We start from the raw sequence: 18,766 nt of genomic DNA, 5'->3' as shown, positions 1-18,766 counted from the left end.
CAACGATGCCAAAACGGTTCCCGACTTTTGATGATTTTTTCTGGAAATTTTCGTGACTGGCGGTTTTGCGCCCGATCCGCCAACAGAGTGGCCGTAACGTGCCTTTGCCAGCAGCCTGCGGCACGCTTCCGCTGCAGGTCCAAACCAAAAAATTGACAGGGCGCCAAAAGCAGCGTAAAAGTAATTGTCGATATTTGTTTGACCGACTTTTGTTATCCGTGCGCCCAGGCGCGCCTTTGACGAACTTCCCCCATCAAAATCGAGACAAACGTTGTTGTGCAGTCGCATGGCAACCAACGAATATTTGCCATGGAAAGGGTTCGTTATGAGCACAGGCACAGTTAAATGGTTCAACGCCACCAAGGGTTTTGGTTTTATTCAGCCTGACGATGGCTCGGCAGACGTTTTTGTCCACATCTCCGCCGTCGAGCGCGCCGGAATGCGTGATATCGTCGAGGGCCAGAAGCTCGGCTACGAGATGGTCCGCGACAACAAGTCGGGCAAGATGTCCGCCGATCAGTTGAAGGCGGCCTAAAACGGAATTCAGCCTCGCCGGTGACCACGGATGTACTGGCACCGGTGATAGCGAATTCCAGCGCATGACCTCGGAAACATCGGTTTCCGGAAAGGATCATGCGCAGATTGGAAAGTGTTGGCGCGTTCATCTGGACGCGACGCTCCAGCGGAAGGTCAGGCAACGCCCTGGCCTTTTTGCATTTGGGACGCTTTAAAAGTCCGAAAGAGCGCCGCACGACCGCTTGAACGTGCTATGGACGCTCCAGCAACTGAAATCCGACTGCCGTATTGCTTTGTGCGTGGACCTGGCCGAAAGACCGGTCTCGCCACTTTCGGCAGCACGCTCCGAACCGGGAGAAAGACCTTGACCGCCGCTTCGAACAAACCCCACGACCAGGCCGAATCCCTTTTCAGCAAGACCAAGACCCAGTCGATGTCGCTCAACCGCATCATTTCCGAACAGGATGCCGTCAGCCAGGCCCGGGAGGCCAAGACCGCGCGGCTGCGCGAACTGCGCCTGGAAAAGGAAGCCGACGACATGGCGGCAGCCGCCGTGCTCGCTGCCTTGCCGAAGCGCGCAGGCAAACGCTGATGGCCACCAAGCGTGTGCCGCAAAAGGCGATTGCCGGCGATTCGACCATTGCCGATGTTGTGGAAGGCCTCGACAAGCCGATTGAATATGTCCGGCGCGTGCTCGAAAAGCTCGAGCGCTGCAAGCGCGCCCATGGCGATGCCCAGGTGCGTCTTGGCGTGCGCGGCCGCGCCGAATGTCCTAACTACCTGATCGAATACGTCCGCGAAAACGCCAGGACCAATGAGCGCGTCACCCATCAAGATGCCGCCTATAGCGGCAGCACGCATCGCGAGCTGGCGCCCCGGCATATCGAGGAAGCCAGGAACTGGTCGCCCGAGGAAATGAACATCACGGCGGTTTCGGCGCTGATCGGCCGCCTGCGCAATCCGCGCGCGCCATCATCGCGTTTCGCCGACGAGGATTGACATGGCTATAAAGTTTTCCGCCAAGGACCAGCCGACGTCTGCCGCCACGGCAAAACCGGCCAAGCCGGCTGCCGCGCCGAAAGCCGATGAGCCGGCGGCCACCGACCTGTTCAAGTCGCCGGCAGAAGCACCATCGCGCAAGACCAGGAAGAAGAAATAGCGCCTTGCCGCAACAAGACGCCGATCGCGATCCTGTTGCGCCAGGGCTGCTTGCCTTGGCGCTCGCCGGCGGCTTTTCGTCGACGGAGGAGGGCGCCGGCCCGGGCGCGACCTTCGACTGCCAGAGCTGCGGCGCCTGCTGTTCCTATTCATCCGAATGGCCGCGCTTCTCGACCGAAGATGACGTGCAGCTCGACCGGATCCCGCAAAAATATGTGGCCGCCGACGAATCCGGCATGCGCTGTGACGGCGTGCGCTGCTCGGCGCTTTCGGGCGAGGTCGGCAAGTCGACCGCTTGCGGCATCTACGACCTCCGCCCGGATGTCTGCCGCTCCTGCATGCCGGGCGGTGACGATTGCCTGCTGGCACGACGCGCCCACGGGCTGCCGACCTCTGATCCCGCCTTGCTGGCATGCCCTTCACCCGGCCCCTTGGTCGACACTTGTGCGCGCTGATCTTGCTGGCTAACTTGCCGGCGGGCAGGTCACCGGAGGAACCATCGTGAGCATCGAATTCCTGTTGACGTCGCTGATCGTCGTGGCTTCGCCCGGCACTGGCGTTCTCTATACGCTGAGCGCCGGCCTTTCGCGCGGCGCGCGTGCCAGCATCATCGCCGCTTTCGGCTGCACGCTCGGCATCATCCCGCATATGGCGGCGGCCATCACCGGCCTGGCGGCGTTGCTGCACACCAGCGCGGTCGCCTTCGAGACGCTGAAATATCTGGGCGTCGCCTACCTGCTCTACATGGCCTGGAACACGCTGAAGGAGAAGGGCGGACTGAGCGTCGAGGAAAATGTCGCGCCGCGCTCGGCCGGCAAGGTGATCACTTCCGGCATCCTCATCAATATCCTCAACCCGAAGCTGTCGATCTTCTTCTTTGCCTTCCTGCCGCAATTCGTCAGCACCACCGAACCGCATGCGCTGTCGAAAATGCTTGAGCTCAGCAGCGTCTTCATGCTTCTGACTTTCATCGTCTTTGTCGGCTACGGCATTTTCGCCGCCTCGATCCGCAGCCATGTCGTGTCGCGGCCAAAGGTGCTGACCTGGATGCGCCGCACCTTCGCCGGCGCCTTCGTCATGCTCGGCGCCAAGCTGGCGCTGGCCGATCGGTAGGGAGGCGTCGCCGCTCTTTCCGCTCCGCTATCCCCTCACGTAGCCCATCGCTTCGACGATCAGCCCGTCGCGCACCCGCATCAGATTGACCCCACGGATGGAACCGCCGTCGGCCCGCCAGTAGCGCCAGCGGATCGTGGCCCGCTCGCCGGCGACGAATGTTCCCTCGAGGTCGAAGCGCGTCCCGGCTTCGCTGGCGATCGCCGACCAAAGGCCGACGCACGCCTCCCGGCCGACATTGCGGGCGCCATCTGGTGCCGGCACAGTGTTTTCGATGACACAGTCCTCTGCGACCAGACCGGGAAGCGCCGACGGATCATGATTTTGGAACACGTCGTTGAAGCGCCGCATGATCTCGGCTGTCTGTCTGGATTGGTCGTCCGGATGGATGTGCATAGTGCTATCCTGTTTCATCTCATGTCCTCCTGATTTCATCCGGGGCGGTGGTCGCGATCAGTTCCGCCTTGAGCGTGATATCGGCCACGCCGGCCAGGGCGCGCGAGACCAGGCAAGTCGCTTTCGCGGACTCAGCCAGGCGCTGGAATTCTTCCGGCGCCAGGCCCGCAATCTCGGCTTCGGTTTCGAGGTCGATGCGGGTGATCGTCGGCCCGGACGTGCTCGTGCCAAGATGCACCCTGGCGACGGTGCTGATGCGCACGGGAACATGGCCGCCGCGGCCTGCTATGGCGCTCAGCGCCATCGAAAAGCAGCCGGCATGCGCCGCCGCGATCAATTCCTCGGGGTTCGTGCCCGGACCGTCCTCGAAACGCGACGGGAAGGAATAGGCGCCTTCGAAGACGCCGCTGCCGAGCCGCAGCCGGCCCGAGCCTTGTTTCAACGATCCCTGCCATTGGCCCTCTGCTTCACGGATGGTCATTCGTCTTTCTCCTTTCAATGATCGAATCCCTTCAGGCGCCTTCGATGATCACCTTTCCGAAGACGTTGCCCTGCTCGAAGTAGCGGTAGGCATCGCGGACTTCGGCGAAGGGGAAGACCTTGTCGACGACGGGCTTCAGGCGATGCGCCGAGATGGCGCGCAGCATGGTTTCAAGGCCGGTGCGGCTACCGACGAAGACGCGGCTGATGGTGACGAGGCTGCGCTGGTAAACCGCGCCGGGAATCTGCACCGCGCCGCCTTTCGCATCCTGTACGGTGAGCAGCACAATGCGCCCGTAAAGCGTGCTGGCGATCATCGACTGCGCGAAGGTCGGCGGGCCGCCGGTCTCGACGACGAGGTCGATGCCGCCGGTCTGGTCGCGCACCATCGCACCCCATTCCGGCGTGTCCGCAGTGGAGACGACGATGTCGGCGCCCAGTGCGCGCAGCTTGTCCGCCTTCTCGCTGCGCGAGGTGACCGCCACGACCTGACAGCCGAGCAGCTTGGCGAACTGCAGCGCAAACAGCGCGACGCCACCCGAGCCGATGACCAGAACCCATTGGCCGGGCTTCGGAATCTCCGCACCCGTCAGCGAATTCCAGGCCGTCAGACCGGCGCAGGTCAGCGTCGCCGCTTCATGCCAGTCGAGATGTTCGGGAAGCCGCACGGCCCACTGTTCGTCAAGCAGCGCATATTCGGCCAGCATGCCGTCCAGCGTGCAGCCGAATTGGTCGATGAGCTTGGCATTGATGCGGCCGTCGATCCAGCGCGTAAAATAGCTGCCGGTGACGCGGTCGTCGACGGCAAAGCGGGTGACGGCGTTGCCGACGGCAACGACTTCGCCGGCGCCGTCGCTCAGCGGAATGACGCCTTGGCGCGGCGTCAGCGGATAGGTGCCGTTGAGGATCATCGTGTCGCGCCGGTTGAGCGAGGTGGCGCGAACGCGAACCACGATATCGTGCGGTTTCGGCGTCGGCTCAGCCTCGTCATGCATCACCAGGCAGTCAGTCCCACCGGACCCTTCAAGACGAAAGTTGCGCATTCGACCCCCATATATGTAGACTGATCTACATATTATGTAGACCGATTGTCATATTCTGAGCAAGGCCTATAATGATTGCTCCTGACAGAGGTTGACATGGCGAACGACACCCGCATCCGCATGCTCGAGGCGACGGCGCTGCTGCTTAGGCAGCGCGGCTATCACGGCACCTCGCTGAACGACATTTTGAGCGCCAGCGGGGCGCCGAGAGGCTCGCTCTACTTCCATTTTCCGGGCGGTAAGGACCAGCTGGTCCTCGAGGTGACGCGCAACAGCGTCGACGAGGTGACGCAAAGGCTGGAGGCCGCGCTCGCCGCCGAGACGGACCCGGCGGTGGCCGTCCACCATATCTACCAGTCGGTCGCGCGCATGTTGGAGGAGAACCAGTTCACGCTTGGATGTCCGATCGCGCCCGTGGTGCTGGACTCGCCGACCGACGTGCCGGAGCTGGCCGAGTTGTGCCGGTCGGCCTTCGAGCAGTGGATAGGCTTGCTGCGGGCGGCCTTCGTCAGGGCAGGGATACGCGAGCGCCGCGCCCACGCCCTGGCGCTGCTTGTCGAATCATCGCTGGAAGGGCTGATGGTGATCGCGCGCGCCACCCGCGACCGCGCCCCGGTGCTGGCGGTAGCAGATGAAGTCGCCGCGCTGATCGAAGGTGCGATGCTGGCCCAGGAGGTGGCTGCGGCACATTGAGCCGTCGCCTGAGCCGAGGCAGTCTCAGGCGAAATGATCACCCGATAGCAAACAGAAAGGGCGGCATTGCTGCCGCCCTTTCCGTAAGCTTAGCGAGATTGGCTGGATTAGAAGTCCATGCCGCCACTCAAGCCCGCTTGCGGGCTTGAGCAATTGTCAGTTCATGGGCGTGCTCTATGGACTTCTTTAGAAGTCCATGCCGCCCATGCCGCCCATGCCGCCGCCGCCCATGCCGCCAGGCATGCCGCCGCCAGCAGACTCCTTCTTCGGAGCCTCGGCGATCATGGCTTCGGTGGTGACCAGCAGGCCGGCGACCGAGGCCGCGTCCTGGAGAGCCGTGCGCACGACCTTGACCGGATCGACGATACCCATGGCGATCATATCGCCGTATTCGCCGGTCTGGGCGTTGTAACCGAAGGTCGCGCCCTTGTTGTCGAGGATCTTACCGGCAACGATCGAAGCTTCCGCACCGGCGTTGGCCGCGATCTGGCGGGCCGGAGCCTGCAGCGCGCGACGCACGATGTTGATGCCGGCAGCCTGGTCGGAGTTGACGCCGGTGGCCTTGAGGTTGGCCGAAGCGCGCAGCAGGGCGACGCCGCCGCCGGCGACAATGCCTTCTTCCACGGCCGCGCGGGTCGCGTTGAGGGCGTCATCGACGCGGTCCTTCTTTTCCTTGACTTCCACTTCGGTCGCACCGCCGACGCGGATCACCGCAACGCCGCCCGCCAGCTTGGCGAGACGCTCCTGCAGCTTCTCCTTGTCGTAGTCCGAGGTGGTCTCCTCGATCTGCTGCTTGATCTGGGCGACGCGGCCCTGGATCTCGGCCTTCTTGCCGGCGCCGTCGACGATGGTGGTGTTCTCCTTGGAGATCGACACCTTCTTGGCGCGGCCGAGCATGTTGAGGCCGACATTCTCGAGCTTGATGCCGAGGTCTTCGGAAATGACCTGGCCACCGGTGAGGATGGCGATGTCTTCCAGCATGGCCTTACGGCGATCACCGAAGCCCGGCGCCTTGACGGCGGCGATCTTCAGGCCACCGCGCAGCTTGTTGACGACCAGCGTGGCCAGAGCCTCGCCTTCGACGTCTTCCGAGATGATGAGCAGCGGCTTCGAGGTCTGCACGACGGCTTCGAGAACCGGCAGCATGGCCTGCAGGTTGGAGAGCTTCTTCTCGTGGAGAAGGATGTAGGCGTCTTCCAGATCCGCAACCATCTTGTCGGCGTTGGTGACGAAGTAGGGCGAGAGATAGCCGCGGTCGAACTGCATGCCCTCGACGACTTCGAGCTCGGTCTCGGCGGTCTTGGCTTCCTCGACCGTGATGACGCCTTCGTTGCCGACCTTCTGCATCGCTTCCGCGATCATCTTGCCGACCGACTCGTCGCCATTGGCCGAGATCGTGCCGACCTGGGCGACTTCCTCTGAGGTCTTGATCTTCTTGGCAGCTTTGCCGAGGGCCACGACGACTTCGGTCACGGCGAGGTCGATGCCGCGCTTCAGGTCCATCGGGTTCATGCCGGCGGCAACCGCCTTGTGGCCTTCCTGGACGATCGACTGCGCCAGAACGGTCGCGGTCGTGGTGCCGTCGCCGGCGATGTCGTTGGTCTTCGAAGCAACTTCGCGGACCATCTGCGCGCCCATGTTCTCGAACTTGTCCTCAAGCTCGATTTCCTTGGCGACGGTGACGCCGTCCTTGGTGATGCGCGGGGCGCCGAACGACTTGTCGATGACGACGTTGCGGCCCTTGGGGCCGAGCGTGACCTTCACGGCGTCGGCGAGGATGTTGACGCCGCGCAGCATGCGCTCGCGGGCATCACGGGAGAATTTTACGTCTTTGGCAGCCATTTTTAGCTCCTGGCAGGGGCTTGGATTGAGCCCGAAGATTCAAGTTGACGGTGAGGCCGATATTCAGCCGATGATGCCCATGATGTCGGATTCCTTCATGATCAGAAGGTCCTCGCCATTGAGCTTGACTTCGGTGCCCGACCACTTGCCGAACAGGATGCGGTCGCCGGCCTTGACGTCCAGCGGGACGAGCTTGCCGGCTTCGTCGCGGGCGCCGGAACCGACGGCGATGATCTCGCCTTCCTGCGGCTTTTCCTTTGCCGTATCGGGGATGATGATGCCGCCCGCGGTCTTGGATTCGGATTCGACCCGGCGAACGACCACGCGGTCATGAAGCGGTCGGAACTTCGACTTTGCCATATTTGATTCCTCGATGAGAATGGTGAGAATAGTCCCTCCGTCCGGCAGCGCCGGACATATGAGTTAGCACTCACCAATGGCGAGTGCTAACGTGGCGCTGAAATAGGCCCGCGGCTCGTGAGAGTCAAGCCGCGGCACGTCATCGAAATGCGCGAAATTTGCGTTCCCTGATCGTGACCGCGTTAGAGGAACAGCCGCAACTGGGCGTGGATGATCGACCTGTAATCCTCGATAGTCCGCCGGCTTTCGGTTTCGTCCTGGGTAAGCGCCAGGCGCACGACGCCACCGGCAAGCTGGAAGATCAGGAAAACCACGCGTCCGAATTGCTCGCGTCTCTCCGGCTCGAGAAAGGGGGCGACATGGTCGCAGAATAGCTTGGCTTGATGCCGGGTTTCGGCGATGTCGAGATTCTGCAGCGCCTTGTCGGCCTGGATCGCGTTCTGCAGGTCCTGGATGGCGGGGTCGCCGGCGACACGCTCATAATAATCGTCGAGCAGGCGGTCGGCCGCCGCCATCACGTCGTCCAGTCCATGGATGTCGGCGATGATCGCGGTCAGCCGCGCGCGGCTGACCTCGGAGAACCGTTCGTAGAGCATCGCCAGGATCGCCGATTTGCTAGGAAAATAATGATAGACGGTGGCGATCGGCCCACCCGCCAACGTGCCGACTTCCTTCATCGTGACGGCGTCGATGCCCTTCTCGCCGATCAGCCGCATGGTCGTCGACAGGATGGCATCGATGCGCTCGCGGCTGCGCTCCTGCTTGGGCTTGCGCCTGGGCTCGGTCGCCGTTCGCCTTGCTTCTTTCATGCACAGATCTCTCGCGGCAGGCCCAAATTTCGGTTGACAGGAAATATGATCAAGTATCAGTTTCTGGAAAGCTGACAGGTTGTCAGATTTCTCGCCATGCGGCAAGGACATCGGGGAGGGCGCCTGTGACTTCGACAAATGCCGGGCATACGGACAATGGCGACTGGCTGGTCGGCAATCCGACTAGTGGACAGCTTGCCTCAGCACTTTGGATCGGTTCGGTCGGCTTGCTCATCCTCGGGCTACAACCCGTGCTGCTCGGCGCGCTTTATACCGAGGGGCATGTCAGCGGCGATGAGCTGGCCCTGGTCGCCACGGCGGAGATGATCGCGATTGCCATCGGCTCGGCAATCGTGGCGATGCTGTTGTCGGCCCGCAACATGCGCTGGAAAAGCGCCATCCTGCTGATCATTCTGGCGCTGGCGAATTGGTGGACTGCGCACGTCGCGACCCCCCACATGCTGATCTCAGCTCGCACCGTGGCCGGGCTCGCCGAGGGTGGCGTTGTGGCGGTCGCCACCGAGCTGATCGCCCGTTCGCGGCGGGCCGAGTGCATCGGCGGCTATTTCGTCACCATCCAGACCCTGGCGCAAAGTGCCCTGGCTTTGCTGCTGGCGCTCTACGTGATTCCGGCTGCCGGGTCGGCTGGCGGCTTCATTGTCCTTGCCGTCGTGTGCGTCGCCTCTCTGGCGGTCGCCTGGAAGGTGCCGGCCGACTATGCCGACCTGCCCAGGGAAGAGCATTTCGGCAATGTGCTCACTTTACCCTCGATCACCGCGCTGCTGTGCATCTTCTGCTATTTCATGTTCTTCGGTGCGGTCTGGGCCTTCCTGGAGCCGCTTGGTGCGCAATTCGGGATTTATTCGTGGACTGTCGGCCTGATGGTGTCGGCCAGCCTCGCTGCCCAGGTTCTGGGCGCAATGACGGCGACAGTTCTCGAGGCGCGCATCGACCACCGCATCACCATTGCGGTGGTCGGCGCCATCGCCGTTGCCAGCTCCGCTCTGCTCGCCAGTGGGCCGGGCCTCACGACTTTCTGGGCGGTCGCCCTGGTCATGGGCTTCATCCTCTTGTTCATCGTCCCCTACCAGATCCGTCTGGCAATCACCGCCGACGAGACGCGCACTGCCGTGCTTCTGGTGCCGGCCGCCCAGATCCTTGGTCTGGCGATAGGACCGATTGCGGCATCCCTGCTCATCGACGGCACGGATTTCCGGCCGGTGCCGGAATTCGCCGCCGCCTGCGCCCTCGCCAGCGTCGTGCTGCTCGGCCTGTTCATTCTGGTATCGCGGCGTCGCCGCGCAATAGCTTAAATCGGCGCCATGTCGAACGCCACCACGCAGACCTGGAGCAACTAGTCCGGCCATGTACGCGCCGAACCGCAGCTGATCGCCAGCCCTGCCGACGCAGATGAACTCAGCGATCTCGTACGCACCGCGCCTGGCCCGGTGCGGGTCGCCGGCGCCGGGCATTCCTTCACGCCGCTGGTAAAATCCGAAGGCACGATCCTGTCGATGGAGAGGTTCGAGGGGCTGGTGTCGCACGACAGCGAGCGGCATCAGGCGCGGGTGCGTGCAGGGACACGGCTCGGGCCGCTGATGCATATTCTGCAAGGCATCGGCCAAGGCCTGCCGAACATGGGCGATATCGACCGCCAGGCGATCGGCGGCGCTCTTGGCACCGCCACCCACGGCTCCGGACCGACGCTCGGCGCCTATCACACGCAACTGGAGACAGTGCAGATCGTCGACGGGCAGGCAGATTGCACGACTTCAACCGGGCCGGCGATCTGGACATGGTCCATGCCATGGGTGTCGCGCTCGGCGCCTTCGGCATCCTGACCGAAGTGACAATGAACAATGTGCCGACCTATCGGCTGCGCCGCCGCAAATCGGTGCTGCCGATTGCCGACATGCTCCGCGATTTCGAGACAATGATGGCCGCACACCGTTCGGCCGAATTCTACTACATCCCGTTTTCGGGCTACGCACAGTTCATCGCCAGCGATCTGAGCGATGCGGCTACAACGACGCGGCCGACCGAGGACGACGAAGCGGGGCTGGCGACGCTGCGCCGGCTGCGTACCGCGCTTGCCTGGCTGCCGTCGCTGCGCCGCCGGCTGATCCTGGGCGCGATCGCCAAATTGCCGGCCGAGGACTATGTGCAGGACTGGCTCAACGTCTATGCCAGCGACCGGCAGACGAAGTTCAACGAGATGGAATATCATCTGCCGTTCGAGGAAGGGCCGAAGGCGCTGGCCGAAATCATCGAACTGACCGAAAAGCGGTTTGCGGAAGTCTATTTCCCGATGGAGGTGCGCACGGTCGCGCCCGACGAATTCTGGTTGTCGCCGTTCTACAACAGGCTCACCTGTTCGATCGCCATCCACCATGATGCGGCCAGCGATCCGCAACGGTTCATGCGGGCGGCCGAGCCGATCTTCCGCAGATATGGCGGCAGGCCGCATTGGGGCAAGATGCACAGCCTGAAGGCGGCGGACCTGAAAAAACTCTATCCGCGCTGGGATGACGCCATGGCGGTGCGCCGCGACATCGATCCCGAGAACCGCTTCGTGTCGCCTTACATGGCCGGCCTTTTCGGCATCGAAGCATGAGCACCTATTTCGCCGCATTGTCAGATGCGCTGAAGGCCGCCGGCATCTTTCAACCCTGCCTGCTGCTCGACCTCGACATCCTGGACCACAACATCGCTTTGGTCAGGGAACGCTTGGCGCCGGGCCTTGCCCTGCGGCTGGTCGACAAGTCGCTCGCTTGCCTGCCGCTGCTTTCGTATATCGGCAAGGCGCTCGGGACCAATCGCTTCATGACCTTCCATCCGCCGGTCGCCGAAGCGGTGCTGAAGGCGTTTCCCGACGCCGACATGCTGTTCGGCAAGCCGATGCCGGTTGGCGCGGCAAGGGCAGTGCTGGCGAACGGCGCCGCCGACTGGTCGCGCGTGTGCTGGCTGATCGACACCGAGGAAAGGCTGGCGGAATATGGCGCGCTGGCGAGCGAACTCGATATCGAGTTGCGCATCGCTTTCGAGATCGATGTGGGGCTGCATCGCGGCGGCTTCACCAGCCCGCAGGCCCTGAAGGCATTGCCTACCCAAGAGCGGCTGCGTTGCGAAGGCATCATGGCCTACGAGGCGCATGCGCCGCATATTCCCGGCCTGTTCGGCGGACCGGCGAGGGCCCTGGAACAGGCGTCAGTATCAGCCGTGGCATTCGCCGCCTGCCTTAGCGCGGACCAGCGCCGCATCCTCAACATCGGCGGCAGCAAGACCGCGCTGCTCCACCGGGGCGGCGTGGCCAATGAAGTGTCGATCGGTTCCGCCTTCATGCTGCCCAGTGATTTCGACACGCCCGGCCTCGATGGCTTTCAGCCGGCTGCCTTCATTGCGACGCCGATCCTGAAAGTGGTCGAGCCGATGCTGCCGGGCCCGGCAGCTGTTTCCCGGGCGTTGCAGACGATCGGCCTGTTTCCGCGCAAGGGTTGCTATCTCTATGGCGGCAAGTGGATGGCCGAACCGGAATTTCCCGTCGGCATGAAGCCGAACCGCCTGCTCGGCCTGTCCTCCAACCAGCAATTCATGGGCCTGCCTAGCGATGCGAGCGTCAAGCCCGGTGACTACGCTTTCCTGCGCCCGACGCAGAGCGAGGCCGTGCTGCAGCATTTCGGATCGATCACCGTCCTCTCCGGCGGCAGCATCGTCGACCGCTGGCCAGCACTGCCGATGGCGTGAGCGGCCGCGCCAGAAACCTGTCGAAGATCATCGCCGCCGGCACCGCCAATCTCGCCGCCGGCTTCGAGGGCCTCATCCGCCGTGCCAGATAAGGTCCGTCGCTGCGATACTTGACTAAGTCAACTAATTGATTGATCATGGTCCGGCAGGAGCATGCCATGACGATTCATCATCAGCCCGGCAAGGAGCGGATAGACGCCGTGCGGGCTTTCAACCGCTTCTATACCCGCCAGATCGGCCTGCTCGACGAAGGGTGGCTGAAAAGCGCCTTCTCGCTGACCGAGGCGCGGGTGCTCTACGAGCTGGCGCATCGTGATGGCCTGACCGCCACCGACCTTGCGCGCGATCTCGGCCTCGATCCCGGCTATCTCAGCCGGCTTCTGAAGAAGTTCGAGCAACGCGGCCTGGTCGAGCGCGCCGCGACCGAGGCCGACGCGCGGCGCTCGTCGATCGCGCTGACCCCGGCCGGACGGCAGGCCTTTGCCCCGCTGAACCAGGGCTCGCATGACCAGGTCGCGGCCTTGCTCGACCGGCTTTCAGTTCCCGAACAAGACAGGCTGGTCAAGGCCATGCAGACGGTGCAGCGCCTGCTCGGCGAGGATGCCGAGCCGAAAGTCCCTTACATGCTGCGGCCTCCGAGGGTCGGCGACATCGGCTGGATCATCAATCGCCAGGGCCTTCTCTACGCGCAGGAATACGGCTGGGACGAGACCTATGAGGCGCTGGTCGCCGAGATCCTCGGCGCCTTCGTCAAATCCTTCGACCCGAAATGGGAGCGCGGCTGCATCGCCGAGCGGGAAGGCGAGATCGTCGGCTCGGTCTTCGTCGTGCGCAAGTCGGACGAGGTGGCGAAGCTTCGGCTGCTCTATGTCGAGCCTTCGGCGCGCGGCCTCGGCATCGGCAAGCGGCTGGTCGATGAGTGCATCAACTTTGCCCGCGCCAAAGGGTACAAAACCTTGACGCTATGGACCAACGACGTCCTCACCTCCGCCCGCCGTATCTACGAGGCATCAGGCTTCAAGCTCGCCGACGAGGAGCGCCATCACGCCTTCGGCAAGGACCTGGTCGGCCAGAACTGGAACCTGGAGCTCTAGGGCACTTCGCCCAAAAGTGCGCAGCGGCGCTTCAGGCCTTGACAGGAATCCAGATTTCCAGCCCGCCATTGCCGTTTCGCGGATCGAACTCGGGGCCGTAGCGCTCGAATTCGGGCGCATCGGCGATCTCGTGCCCGGAGGCCGGCAGCCATTTGTTCCAGATCGTGTTGACCGTGCGACGGATGGTCGAGATGTGTTCGCGATGGGCGAATACCGCATATTTCTGCGCTGGTACCCGCACGCGGAAAAATTCCTTCGGCAGGTCGGAAAAATCCGACACCTCGACGCCGGCGATGTAGTCGAAATTGCCGGCATCGTCGCCGTTGACGCAGACGCCATAGGCGATGTCGCCGACCTCGCCCGGAATGTTGCCGATATAGGGGCCGAACCGCTGCCACTGCATAGGAATGCCGGCGCTGGTTTCACAGCTGTAGCGCTCACCCAGGCCGGCGATGAGGAAAGGCCGGCTGGTTTCGAAGCATGGCGGTTCGAGATTGGTCAGGAAGGACTGGTCCATCAGGATTGGCTCCACGAGATCGAGTTTTTTGAGGCTGCCTTGCGCGCGCACCAGTTCCGGCGTGGTGCCGAACTGGACGCGAAAGGCGCGGGTGAAGGCCTCATGCGAGGCCTAGCCGGCATCGAGCGCCACCGAGAGGATGTCGGGTGCGCCGGCAGCGAGCTTGCGCGCCGCTTCGCTCAGCCGGCGCGAGCGCATGTAGCCCATCACCGAACGGCCGGTGGCGGCGCCAAAGGCCCGTGTGACATGAAAGCGCGACACGCCGCTGCTCTTGGCGACATCGTCGAGCGAAATCGCTTCCGGCAGATGGCTCTCGACGAACCACAGCGCTTTCTCGGTCGGGTTCATGAGTCTCCTCGTCCGCAATTGGCGCGGCCATGGTGCCGCTTCCTTGCATGATCAGTTTGATCGAAGTTGTGCCCCGCGCAAAATTGAAACGATGATGATCGTCAGCGCCGGCGCTCATGCCCATATTGAATTGAAGTTGTAGTCGATGCCGCCGGGCGTGTTGCCAATCCAGGGCGTATCGCCTTGTCAATCAGGCTACCAATCGACGTGTTAGGTCCGCTTTCGGACCCGAAGCCGCGGCGGAAATCGCTCAGATCGTTGGCCTGATGTTCTGATTCAAGCGGAAGAAATTGGTGGGATCATATTTGTTTTTTAGTGCAGCCAACATCGGGTAGTTCTCGCCGTAAGCTGCCAGGACCCGGTCTGTGCCCTCTTCGCCGAGATTGTTGGCATAGACGCCGCCGGTCGAGAACGGTCTCATTGCATCCCATAGGTCACGCGCCCATCGGATGTGCGTTTCGTCATTGGTCGGATTGTCCCAGATCGATATCGGGAAGCAATCGTAAAGCGCATCTCTATTGGCGTAGGGAGTTTCGGGCGTCGGTACACGCGAGATTGCGCCGCCAACCTGCTGCAGGACAAGAAGCGACTCGCTGGGTGCGGTCGCGTAAGCTGCGAGCATTGTGTCGATCGCCAGGTCAGTGATTTCGCGCATGAACTGCGCCTTCCAGTAGTAGCGCCGCCCGCGCGGAAAGATGCTGTCTCCGGCTGACTGGATTTGAAGATACGGGACAGCAGCAATCCGATCTTCAACCGGCGTACCGTATTCTCTCAACGGTTGGACGATTTGCTCGCCCTCAGCGAGCGGGCCGATGTAACAGGCCGAGATGCTGAAGAAGCGTTCGCCTGAGGGCGCAGTTACAAGCGCCGCGTCCAGGCTCAGCTCATCGGGAGCGTTGCTCGAAAACGTGCGGTAGAACCGCATTGCTTCGCGCGCATGATCGTAGCGGTATAGCACGGACCCCGCGATGAGCAGGGGACCCACGGGATGAAGCTTGTATTCGAAGGCTGTAACAACACCGAAGTTGCCGCCGCCGCCCCGAATGCCCCAGAAGAGATCCGTGTTTTCGGCCGCGCTTGCCTTGAGCAACCGGCCGTCCGCCGTCACGATTTCTACGGCTACAAGATTGTCGCAGCTCAGACCATGTTTGCGGCCAAGCTTGCCAAACCCGCCGCCGAGTGTCAGTCCAGCTATGCCGGTATCGGCGTTGACACCCATGGTCGTCGCGAGGCCATGAGCCTGCGTGGCTTCATCGAACTCTCCCAGGTTCAAGCCGGCCTCTGCGCGCGCAATACGGCGAACTGGATCGACCTCAATCCGCTTCATGCGTGACACGTCGATTACGACGCCGCCGTCGCATACCGAAGTGCCGGCGACGTTGTGACCACCGCCGCGAACGGCGACGAGAAAGTTTTGCGATCTGGCAAAGCTGACGGCCGTGACGACATCGTGGGATTCGGTGCAGTAGATGATCGCTGCTGGTCGCTTGTCGACCATTCCATTCCAAACTCTGCGTGCCCGGTCATAGCCGGAATCGTCCGGGAGGACCAAATCCCCGCGAATTGCCTGCCTGAGCCGCGCAACGTCCGAAGCGTGCAGGGCTGGCCCTGTCCTGGGATCGTCCATCAGCTCGAGCGTGCTCATCAAGGGATTCCCTTCGTGATCCAGACAGGCTGGATGCGATGATCTCATGGGCCTTCACCCGCCGCAAAGTCGAATATCTCAGTCGCCAGATGAGCCAAATTCATCTAGATTCCACGAATGAGAAAACTTCCGCCGCTTGGATCCCTCCGCGCCTTCGAAGCGGCTGCCAGGCGCATGAGTTTCAGGGCGGCCGCGATTGAGCTCGGCGTGACGCCCACGGCCATCAGCCACCAAATTCGGTTGCTCGAGGGCATCTGCGGACAACCGTTGTTCCGACGGCGGCCTCGGCCACTTTTGCTCACGAGTGCGGGTGAGCGGCTTTTCCCAGCAATTCGGAACGGCTTCGACGCTTTCGCCACCGCAATTGCATCAGCCTCGGCCGGCGTCGGCCAACGTCCGCTGCGTGTGACGAGCCCGAATGCATTCGCCAGTCGGTGGCTGGTGCCGCGCCTGCCAAAGTGGCGGGAAGAGCACCCTGAGATTTCTTTGGAGATCATCGGCACCGACTCGGTGTTGGACTTGCGCGCCGGCAATGCCGATGTCGCGATCCGCTATGCCCGCACAATGCCTCCCGACCTTGCCGCCCAAGAAATTTTTCGGGACCGGTTCTTTCCGGTATGCAGTCCGGAATTGCTCGCCAAGGGCGCCCGGCAGATCGAGCGGGCCGCCGATGTATTGCAATATCCGCTCATCCATTTTGATTGGATGAACCGTGATCGCGAAGCACCGACCTGGTCGTGTTGGTTGGCAGCGGCACGCTCCGTCGATCCCGGCTTCCCGGATACCAACAAGGCTTGCGACCTGAGCTTTCGCGAAGAACTGCACGCGATTGATGCGGTCGCGGCGGGCCAGGGTATCGCTATCTGCAGCGACGTGGTTGTCGGCCGCGAGCTCAAAAATGGAGCGCTGGTCAAGGCATACGATCTGTGTCTCCCGGGCTACGGGTTCTATCTCGTATCCGTACCCGGTCACCCCCTGCAGCCGCACATCGAGGCCTTTTCTGCCTGGATGAAATCGGTGGTGTAAGCGTTGACCATCGGGCTCGATATGTGGGTCCGGTGTGGGCGCAGGTCGACCGGAACGCGGATTTCTTCTGCCATCCATGAATCGCTAACCATGACCGCTTTTGCATGGCTGCCATACAAACTTGCCGGTCTCTGGCGCAATGCGTCGGCTTGAATAGTAAGCACGCTTATTATATATGCCGCTCATGGTTTCCGACGGCATCGACAGATTGGGCTTCTTGATCCACGACGTGCAGCGCCTGATGCGCAAGCGCTTCGAGGCGCGCGCCAGCGGCTTCGGCCTTTCCTCGGCGCAATGGCGACTTCTGGTCCGTGTCGCCAAGGAGGAGGGCGTCGCGCAGGCCCGGCTTGCCGAGCTTCTCGAAATCGAGCCGATCAGCGTATCGCGCCTGGTGGACCGCATGGAGGAGGGCGGCTGGATCGAGCGCCGGTCCGATGCCGCCGACCGCCGCGTGCGCATGATTTTCCCGACCGCCAAGGCGAGCGAGGCTTACGCAAAGGTCAAGAGCCTTGCCGGCGAAGTCTATGAGGAATCGCTTGTCGGCGTTTCGCCGGAAGATCGCCGCATCCTGATCAAGGCGCTGGAGGCGATCGTGCAGAATCTTGCGGACGACGAAACGTCGTCCTTGGAAAAGTGAAGAATACGGAAGGCGCAGCAGCATGAACGCGGTAGCCAAGATAGACGAGAATGTGACCAAGCTGGAGATGGAGGCTCCCGAAAAGCCGGCTGCAACTCCGGTGACGGTGGCTCCTCCGGAACAACCGGCGCCAGTGCCGCCGAAGAAGCGTCGCGTCGGCCGTTTCCTTTTGATGTTTGCGCTGCCTGTGGCACTGATCGCCGGTGGCAGCTACGTCTGGGTGACCGGCGGCCGCTACCAGGAGACCGACAACGCCAACCTGCAGCAGGCCAAGGTGTCGATCGCCGCGGATACGGCGGGACGCATCGTTCGGGTCGATATCGCCGACAACCAGCTGGTCAAGCAGGGCGACCTGCTGTTCGCCATCGATCCCGAGCCATACCGGATCGCATTGGCGCAGGCCGACGCGGCGGTGGCCGGCGCACGGCTCAACGTCGAGCAGTTGCGCGCTGCCTACAGCCAGGCGATGGCGCAGGAAAAGTCCGACAGCAGCGAAGTCGAGTATGCGCAGTCGCAATACGACCGCGCCGCCGACCTTGCGCAGAAGGGCATCAATGCCAAGTCGGCGCTGGACGAAGCCAGGAACGATCTCGACAAGGCCAAGCAGCAGCTGGCCGTGGCCCAGCAGGGCATCGCCAGCGCCAAGGCGGCACTCGGCGGCAATCCCGACATCGAGACCGACAAGCATCCGACCGTGATGGCCGCACTCGCAGCGCGCGACAAGGCTGCCTACGACCTGGCGCAAACCACGGTCAGGGCGCCGGCCGACGGCATCGTCAGCCAGGCCGCCTCGTTCAAGGTCGGCCAGTATGTCGGCGCCGGCACGCCGCTGTTTTCGCTGGTCGAGACCGGCGACACCTGGATCGACGCCAACTTCAAGGAAACCCAGCTCACCAACATGAAGCCCGGCCAGAAGGCCGAAATCGTGGTCGATACCTATCCGGGCAAGACGTTCGAAGCCACCGTCAAGGCGATCGGCGCCGGCACGGGGGCCGAGTTCTCGCTGCTGCCTGCCCAGAATGCTACCGGCAATTGGGTCAAGGTCACCCAGCGCATTCCGGTGCGCCTGCAGTTGACCGACCCTGACGGCAAGATGGCGCTGCGCACCGGCATGAGTGCTGCCGTCACTGTTGACACCGGTGTTTCCCGCGGGCTGCCGGGCATCTTCGGCCACGCCACGGCCGGCGAGGTTAAGTAGACGAAACGGTCGCCATACGGCGAGTTTGGATGGAGATGACAGGATTGGTCCGATGGGAGGTGCGGGAAGGGTTGAGGGGTCGGACCTGGCTGCGTTGCGGCCTGACCGAAGCCTGAATCGTTCGACGCAGGACCCTTCGGTCCTGAA

At 62.8% G+C, this 18,766-nt stretch carries 19 protein-coding genes and 3 pseudogenes; 14 read left to right on the top strand and 8 right to left on the bottom strand.

Annotated features, from left to right (window positions below; translation table 11 throughout):
- The first annotated feature begins 325 nt into the window (after positions 1 to 325).
- The 6 genes from EN859_RS13325 to EN859_RS13305 all read left to right on the top strand — a co-directional run bounded on the left by EN859_RS13325 (position 326) and on the right by EN859_RS13305 (position 2,787).
- Positions 326 to 535, top strand: a complete 210-nt coding sequence (locus EN859_RS13325) for a cold-shock protein (protein ID WP_010915421.1) — start codon at positions 326 to 328, stop codon at positions 533 to 535.
- A 345-nt stretch (positions 536 to 880) separates the two neighbouring features.
- Complete coding sequence (locus EN859_RS13320; protein ID WP_127856797.1) at positions 881 to 1,108, top strand: hypothetical protein; 228 nt, start codon at positions 881 to 883, stop codon at positions 1,106 to 1,108.
- Positions 1,108 to 1,515: a hypothetical protein gene (locus tag EN859_RS13315; protein WP_127856798.1), complete on the top strand. Its 408-nt coding sequence runs from the start codon at positions 1,108 to 1,110 to the stop codon at positions 1,513 to 1,515. The genes EN859_RS13320 and EN859_RS13315 overlap by 1 nt, the downstream gene beginning before the upstream one ends.
- Position 1,516: 1 nt before the next feature.
- The gene (locus EN859_RS38100; protein WP_189501929.1) at positions 1,517 to 1,675 is read left to right on the top strand and encodes a hypothetical protein; all 159 of its coding nucleotides are present in this window, start codon (positions 1,517 to 1,519) and stop codon (positions 1,673 to 1,675) included.
- A gap of 4 nt (positions 1,676 to 1,679) precedes the next feature.
- On the top strand, positions 1,680 to 2,129 hold the full coding sequence (locus tag EN859_RS13310) for a YkgJ family cysteine cluster protein (RefSeq protein ID WP_127856799.1): 450 nt from the start codon (positions 1,680 to 1,682) through the stop codon (positions 2,127 to 2,129).
- A gap of 46 nt (positions 2,130 to 2,175) precedes the next feature.
- On the top strand, positions 2,176 to 2,787 hold the full coding sequence (locus EN859_RS13305; RefSeq protein ID WP_127856800.1) for a LysE family translocator: 612 nt from the start codon (positions 2,176 to 2,178) through the stop codon (positions 2,785 to 2,787).
- Between the two features lie 27 nt (positions 2,788 to 2,814).
- On the opposite strand, the gene EN859_RS13300 is transcribed toward EN859_RS13305, so the two are convergent.
- From EN859_RS13300 to EN859_RS13290, 3 genes are read right to left on the bottom strand one after another with little or no spacing between them, the layout of a single operon-like run.
- Complete coding sequence (locus tag EN859_RS13300) at positions 2,815 to 3,201, bottom strand: nuclear transport factor 2 family protein (RefSeq protein ID WP_127856801.1); 387 nt, start codon at positions 3,199 to 3,201, stop codon at positions 2,815 to 2,817.
- A 1-nt stretch (position 3,202) separates the two neighbouring features.
- Positions 3,203 to 3,664: an OsmC family protein gene (locus tag EN859_RS13295; protein WP_127856802.1), complete on the bottom strand. Its 462-nt coding sequence runs from the start codon at positions 3,662 to 3,664 to the stop codon at positions 3,203 to 3,205.
- A 31-nt stretch (positions 3,665 to 3,695) separates the two neighbouring features.
- Positions 3,696 to 4,706, bottom strand: a complete 1,011-nt coding sequence (locus tag EN859_RS13290) for an NAD(P)-dependent alcohol dehydrogenase (protein ID WP_127856803.1) — start codon at positions 4,704 to 4,706, stop codon at positions 3,696 to 3,698.
- A 96-nt stretch (positions 4,707 to 4,802) separates the two neighbouring features.
- Here EN859_RS13290 and EN859_RS13285 point away from each other — a divergent pair, with 96 nt between their 5' ends.
- Positions 4,803 to 5,399 (top strand): TetR/AcrR family transcriptional regulator, encoded by a 597-nt coding sequence (locus EN859_RS13285; protein WP_127856804.1) that lies wholly within the window; start codon positions 4,803 to 4,805, stop codon positions 5,397 to 5,399.
- A 186-nt stretch (positions 5,400 to 5,585) separates the two neighbouring features.
- Here EN859_RS13285 and groL read toward each other — a convergent pair whose 3' ends face one another.
- From groL to EN859_RS13270, 3 genes are all read right to left on the bottom strand, one after another.
- The gene (gene groL / locus EN859_RS13280; RefSeq protein ID WP_135913531.1) at positions 5,586 to 7,241 is read right to left on the bottom strand and encodes a chaperonin GroEL; all 1,656 of its coding nucleotides are present in this window, start codon (positions 7,239 to 7,241) and stop codon (positions 5,586 to 5,588) included.
- Between the two features lie 63 nt (positions 7,242 to 7,304).
- On the bottom strand, positions 7,305 to 7,601 hold the full coding sequence (gene groES, locus EN859_RS13275) for a co-chaperone GroES (protein WP_006203049.1): 297 nt from the start codon (positions 7,599 to 7,601) through the stop codon (positions 7,305 to 7,307).
- Positions 7,602 to 7,783: 182 nt separating this feature from the next.
- The gene (locus EN859_RS13270; protein WP_127854539.1) at positions 7,784 to 8,410 is read right to left on the bottom strand and encodes a TetR/AcrR family transcriptional regulator; all 627 of its coding nucleotides are present in this window, start codon (positions 8,408 to 8,410) and stop codon (positions 7,784 to 7,786) included.
- A gap of 125 nt (positions 8,411 to 8,535) precedes the next feature.
- On the opposite strand from EN859_RS13270, the gene EN859_RS13265 reads away from it, so the two are divergent.
- The 4 genes and pseudogenes from EN859_RS13265 (at position 8,536) to EN859_RS13250 (ending at position 13,248) form a co-directional block, all read left to right on the top strand.
- Entirely contained in the window at positions 8,536 to 9,723 is a 1,188-nt protein-coding gene (locus EN859_RS13265; protein WP_127854538.1) for an MFS transporter, read from the top strand.
- 72 nt (positions 9,724 to 9,795) lie between these two features.
- A pseudogene (locus EN859_RS13260) lies at positions 9,796 to 11,024 on the top strand (D-arabinono-1,4-lactone oxidase).
- Positions 11,021 to 12,154 (top strand): alanine racemase, encoded by a 1,134-nt coding sequence (locus EN859_RS13255; protein ID WP_127854537.1) that lies wholly within the window; start codon positions 11,021 to 11,023, stop codon positions 12,152 to 12,154. Before EN859_RS13260 ends, EN859_RS13255 begins: the two are co-directional and overlap by 4 nt.
- Before the next feature lie 158 nt (positions 12,155 to 12,312).
- Complete coding sequence (locus EN859_RS13250; protein ID WP_127854536.1) at positions 12,313 to 13,248, top strand: helix-turn-helix domain-containing GNAT family N-acetyltransferase; 936 nt, start codon at positions 12,313 to 12,315, stop codon at positions 13,246 to 13,248.
- Between the two features lie 31 nt (positions 13,249 to 13,279).
- On the opposite strand, the pseudogene EN859_RS13245 reads toward EN859_RS13250, so the two are convergent.
- Together EN859_RS13245 and EN859_RS13240 are read right to left on the bottom strand one after the other, a co-directional pair.
- A pseudogene (locus EN859_RS13245) lies at positions 13,280 to 14,113 on the bottom strand (AraC family transcriptional regulator).
- Positions 14,114 to 14,363: 250 nt separating this feature from the next.
- Positions 14,364 to 15,758 (bottom strand): FAD-binding oxidoreductase, encoded by a 1,395-nt coding sequence (locus EN859_RS13240; protein ID WP_245525556.1) that lies wholly within the window; start codon positions 15,756 to 15,758, stop codon positions 14,364 to 14,366.
- Between the two features lie 117 nt (positions 15,759 to 15,875).
- Here EN859_RS13240 and EN859_RS13235 point away from each other — a divergent pair, with 117 nt between their 5' ends.
- From EN859_RS13235 to EN859_RS13225, 3 genes and pseudogenes are all read left to right on the top strand, one after another.
- A complete protein-coding gene (locus EN859_RS13235; protein ID WP_127854535.1) occupies positions 15,876 to 16,784 on the top strand; it encodes a LysR substrate-binding domain-containing protein in 909 nt (302 codons plus the stop codon).
- Positions 16,785 to 16,968: 184 nt separating this feature from the next.
- Positions 16,969 to 17,447: pseudogene (locus EN859_RS13230) on the top strand (MarR family transcriptional regulator).
- A complete protein-coding gene (locus EN859_RS13225) occupies positions 17,444 to 18,619 on the top strand; it encodes an HlyD family secretion protein (RefSeq protein WP_127854534.1) in 1,176 nt (391 codons plus the stop codon). The pseudogene EN859_RS13230 and the gene EN859_RS13225 overlap by 4 nt, the downstream one beginning before the upstream one ends.
- The last annotated feature ends 147 nt before the right edge of the window (positions 18,620 to 18,766 follow it).

The organism is Mesorhizobium sp. M00.F.Ca.ET.216.01.1.1, assembly GCF_004010325.2.
In the GTDB taxonomy this organism is placed as follows: domain Bacteria; phylum Pseudomonadota; class Alphaproteobacteria; order Rhizobiales; family Rhizobiaceae; genus Mesorhizobium.
The sequence above is the reverse complement of the archived record's forward strand: the minus strand, read 5'-3'. Positions and strand labels throughout refer to the sequence as shown.

What these genes read in the sequence shown, in the direction of transcription:
- EN859_RS13325 (WP_010915421.1), top strand. Translation starts at nt 326, where the DNA reads ATGAGCACAGGCACAGTTAAATGGTTCAACGCCACCAAGGGTTTTGGT.
- EN859_RS13315 (WP_127856798.1), top strand. Translation starts at nt 1,108, where the DNA reads ATGGCCACCAAGCGTGTGCCGCAAAAGGCGATTGCCGGCGATTCGACC.
- EN859_RS38100 (WP_189501929.1), top strand. Translation starts at nt 1,517, where the DNA reads ATGGCTATAAAGTTTTCCGCCAAGGACCAGCCGACGTCTGCCGCCACG.
- EN859_RS13300 (WP_127856801.1), bottom strand. Translation starts at nt 3,201, where the DNA reads ATGAAACAGGATAGCACTATGCACATCCATCCGGACGACCAATCCAGA.
- EN859_RS13295 (WP_127856802.1), bottom strand. Translation starts at nt 3,664, where the DNA reads ATGACCATCCGTGAAGCAGAGGGCCAATGGCAGGGATCGTTGAAACAA.
- EN859_RS13290 (WP_127856803.1), bottom strand. Translation starts at nt 4,706, where the DNA reads ATGCGCAACTTTCGTCTTGAAGGGTCCGGTGGGACTGACTGCCTGGTG.
- EN859_RS13285 (WP_127856804.1), top strand. Translation starts at nt 4,803, where the DNA reads ATGGCGAACGACACCCGCATCCGCATGCTCGAGGCGACGGCGCTGCTG.
- groL (WP_135913531.1), bottom strand. Translation starts at nt 7,241, where the DNA reads ATGGCTGCCAAAGACGTAAAATTCTCCCGTGATGCCCGCGAGCGCATG.
- groES (WP_006203049.1), bottom strand. Translation starts at nt 7,601, where the DNA reads ATGGCAAAGTCGAAGTTCCGACCGCTTCATGACCGCGTGGTCGTTCGC.
- EN859_RS13270 (WP_127854539.1), bottom strand. Translation starts at nt 8,410, where the DNA reads ATGAAAGAAGCAAGGCGAACGGCGACCGAGCCCAGGCGCAAGCCCAAG.
- EN859_RS13255 (WP_127854537.1), top strand. Translation starts at nt 11,021, where the DNA reads ATGAGCACCTATTTCGCCGCATTGTCAGATGCGCTGAAGGCCGCCGGC.
- EN859_RS13250 (WP_127854536.1), top strand. Translation starts at nt 12,313, where the DNA reads ATGACGATTCATCATCAGCCCGGCAAGGAGCGGATAGACGCCGTGCGG.
- EN859_RS13240 (WP_245525556.1), bottom strand. Translation starts at nt 15,758, where the DNA reads ATGAGCACGCTCGAGCTGATGGACGATCCCAGGACAGGGCCAGCCCTG.
- EN859_RS13235 (WP_127854535.1), top strand. Translation starts at nt 15,876, where the DNA reads ATGAGAAAACTTCCGCCGCTTGGATCCCTCCGCGCCTTCGAAGCGGCT.
- EN859_RS13225 (WP_127854534.1), top strand. Translation starts at nt 17,444, where the DNA reads ATGAACGCGGTAGCCAAGATAGACGAGAATGTGACCAAGCTGGAGATG.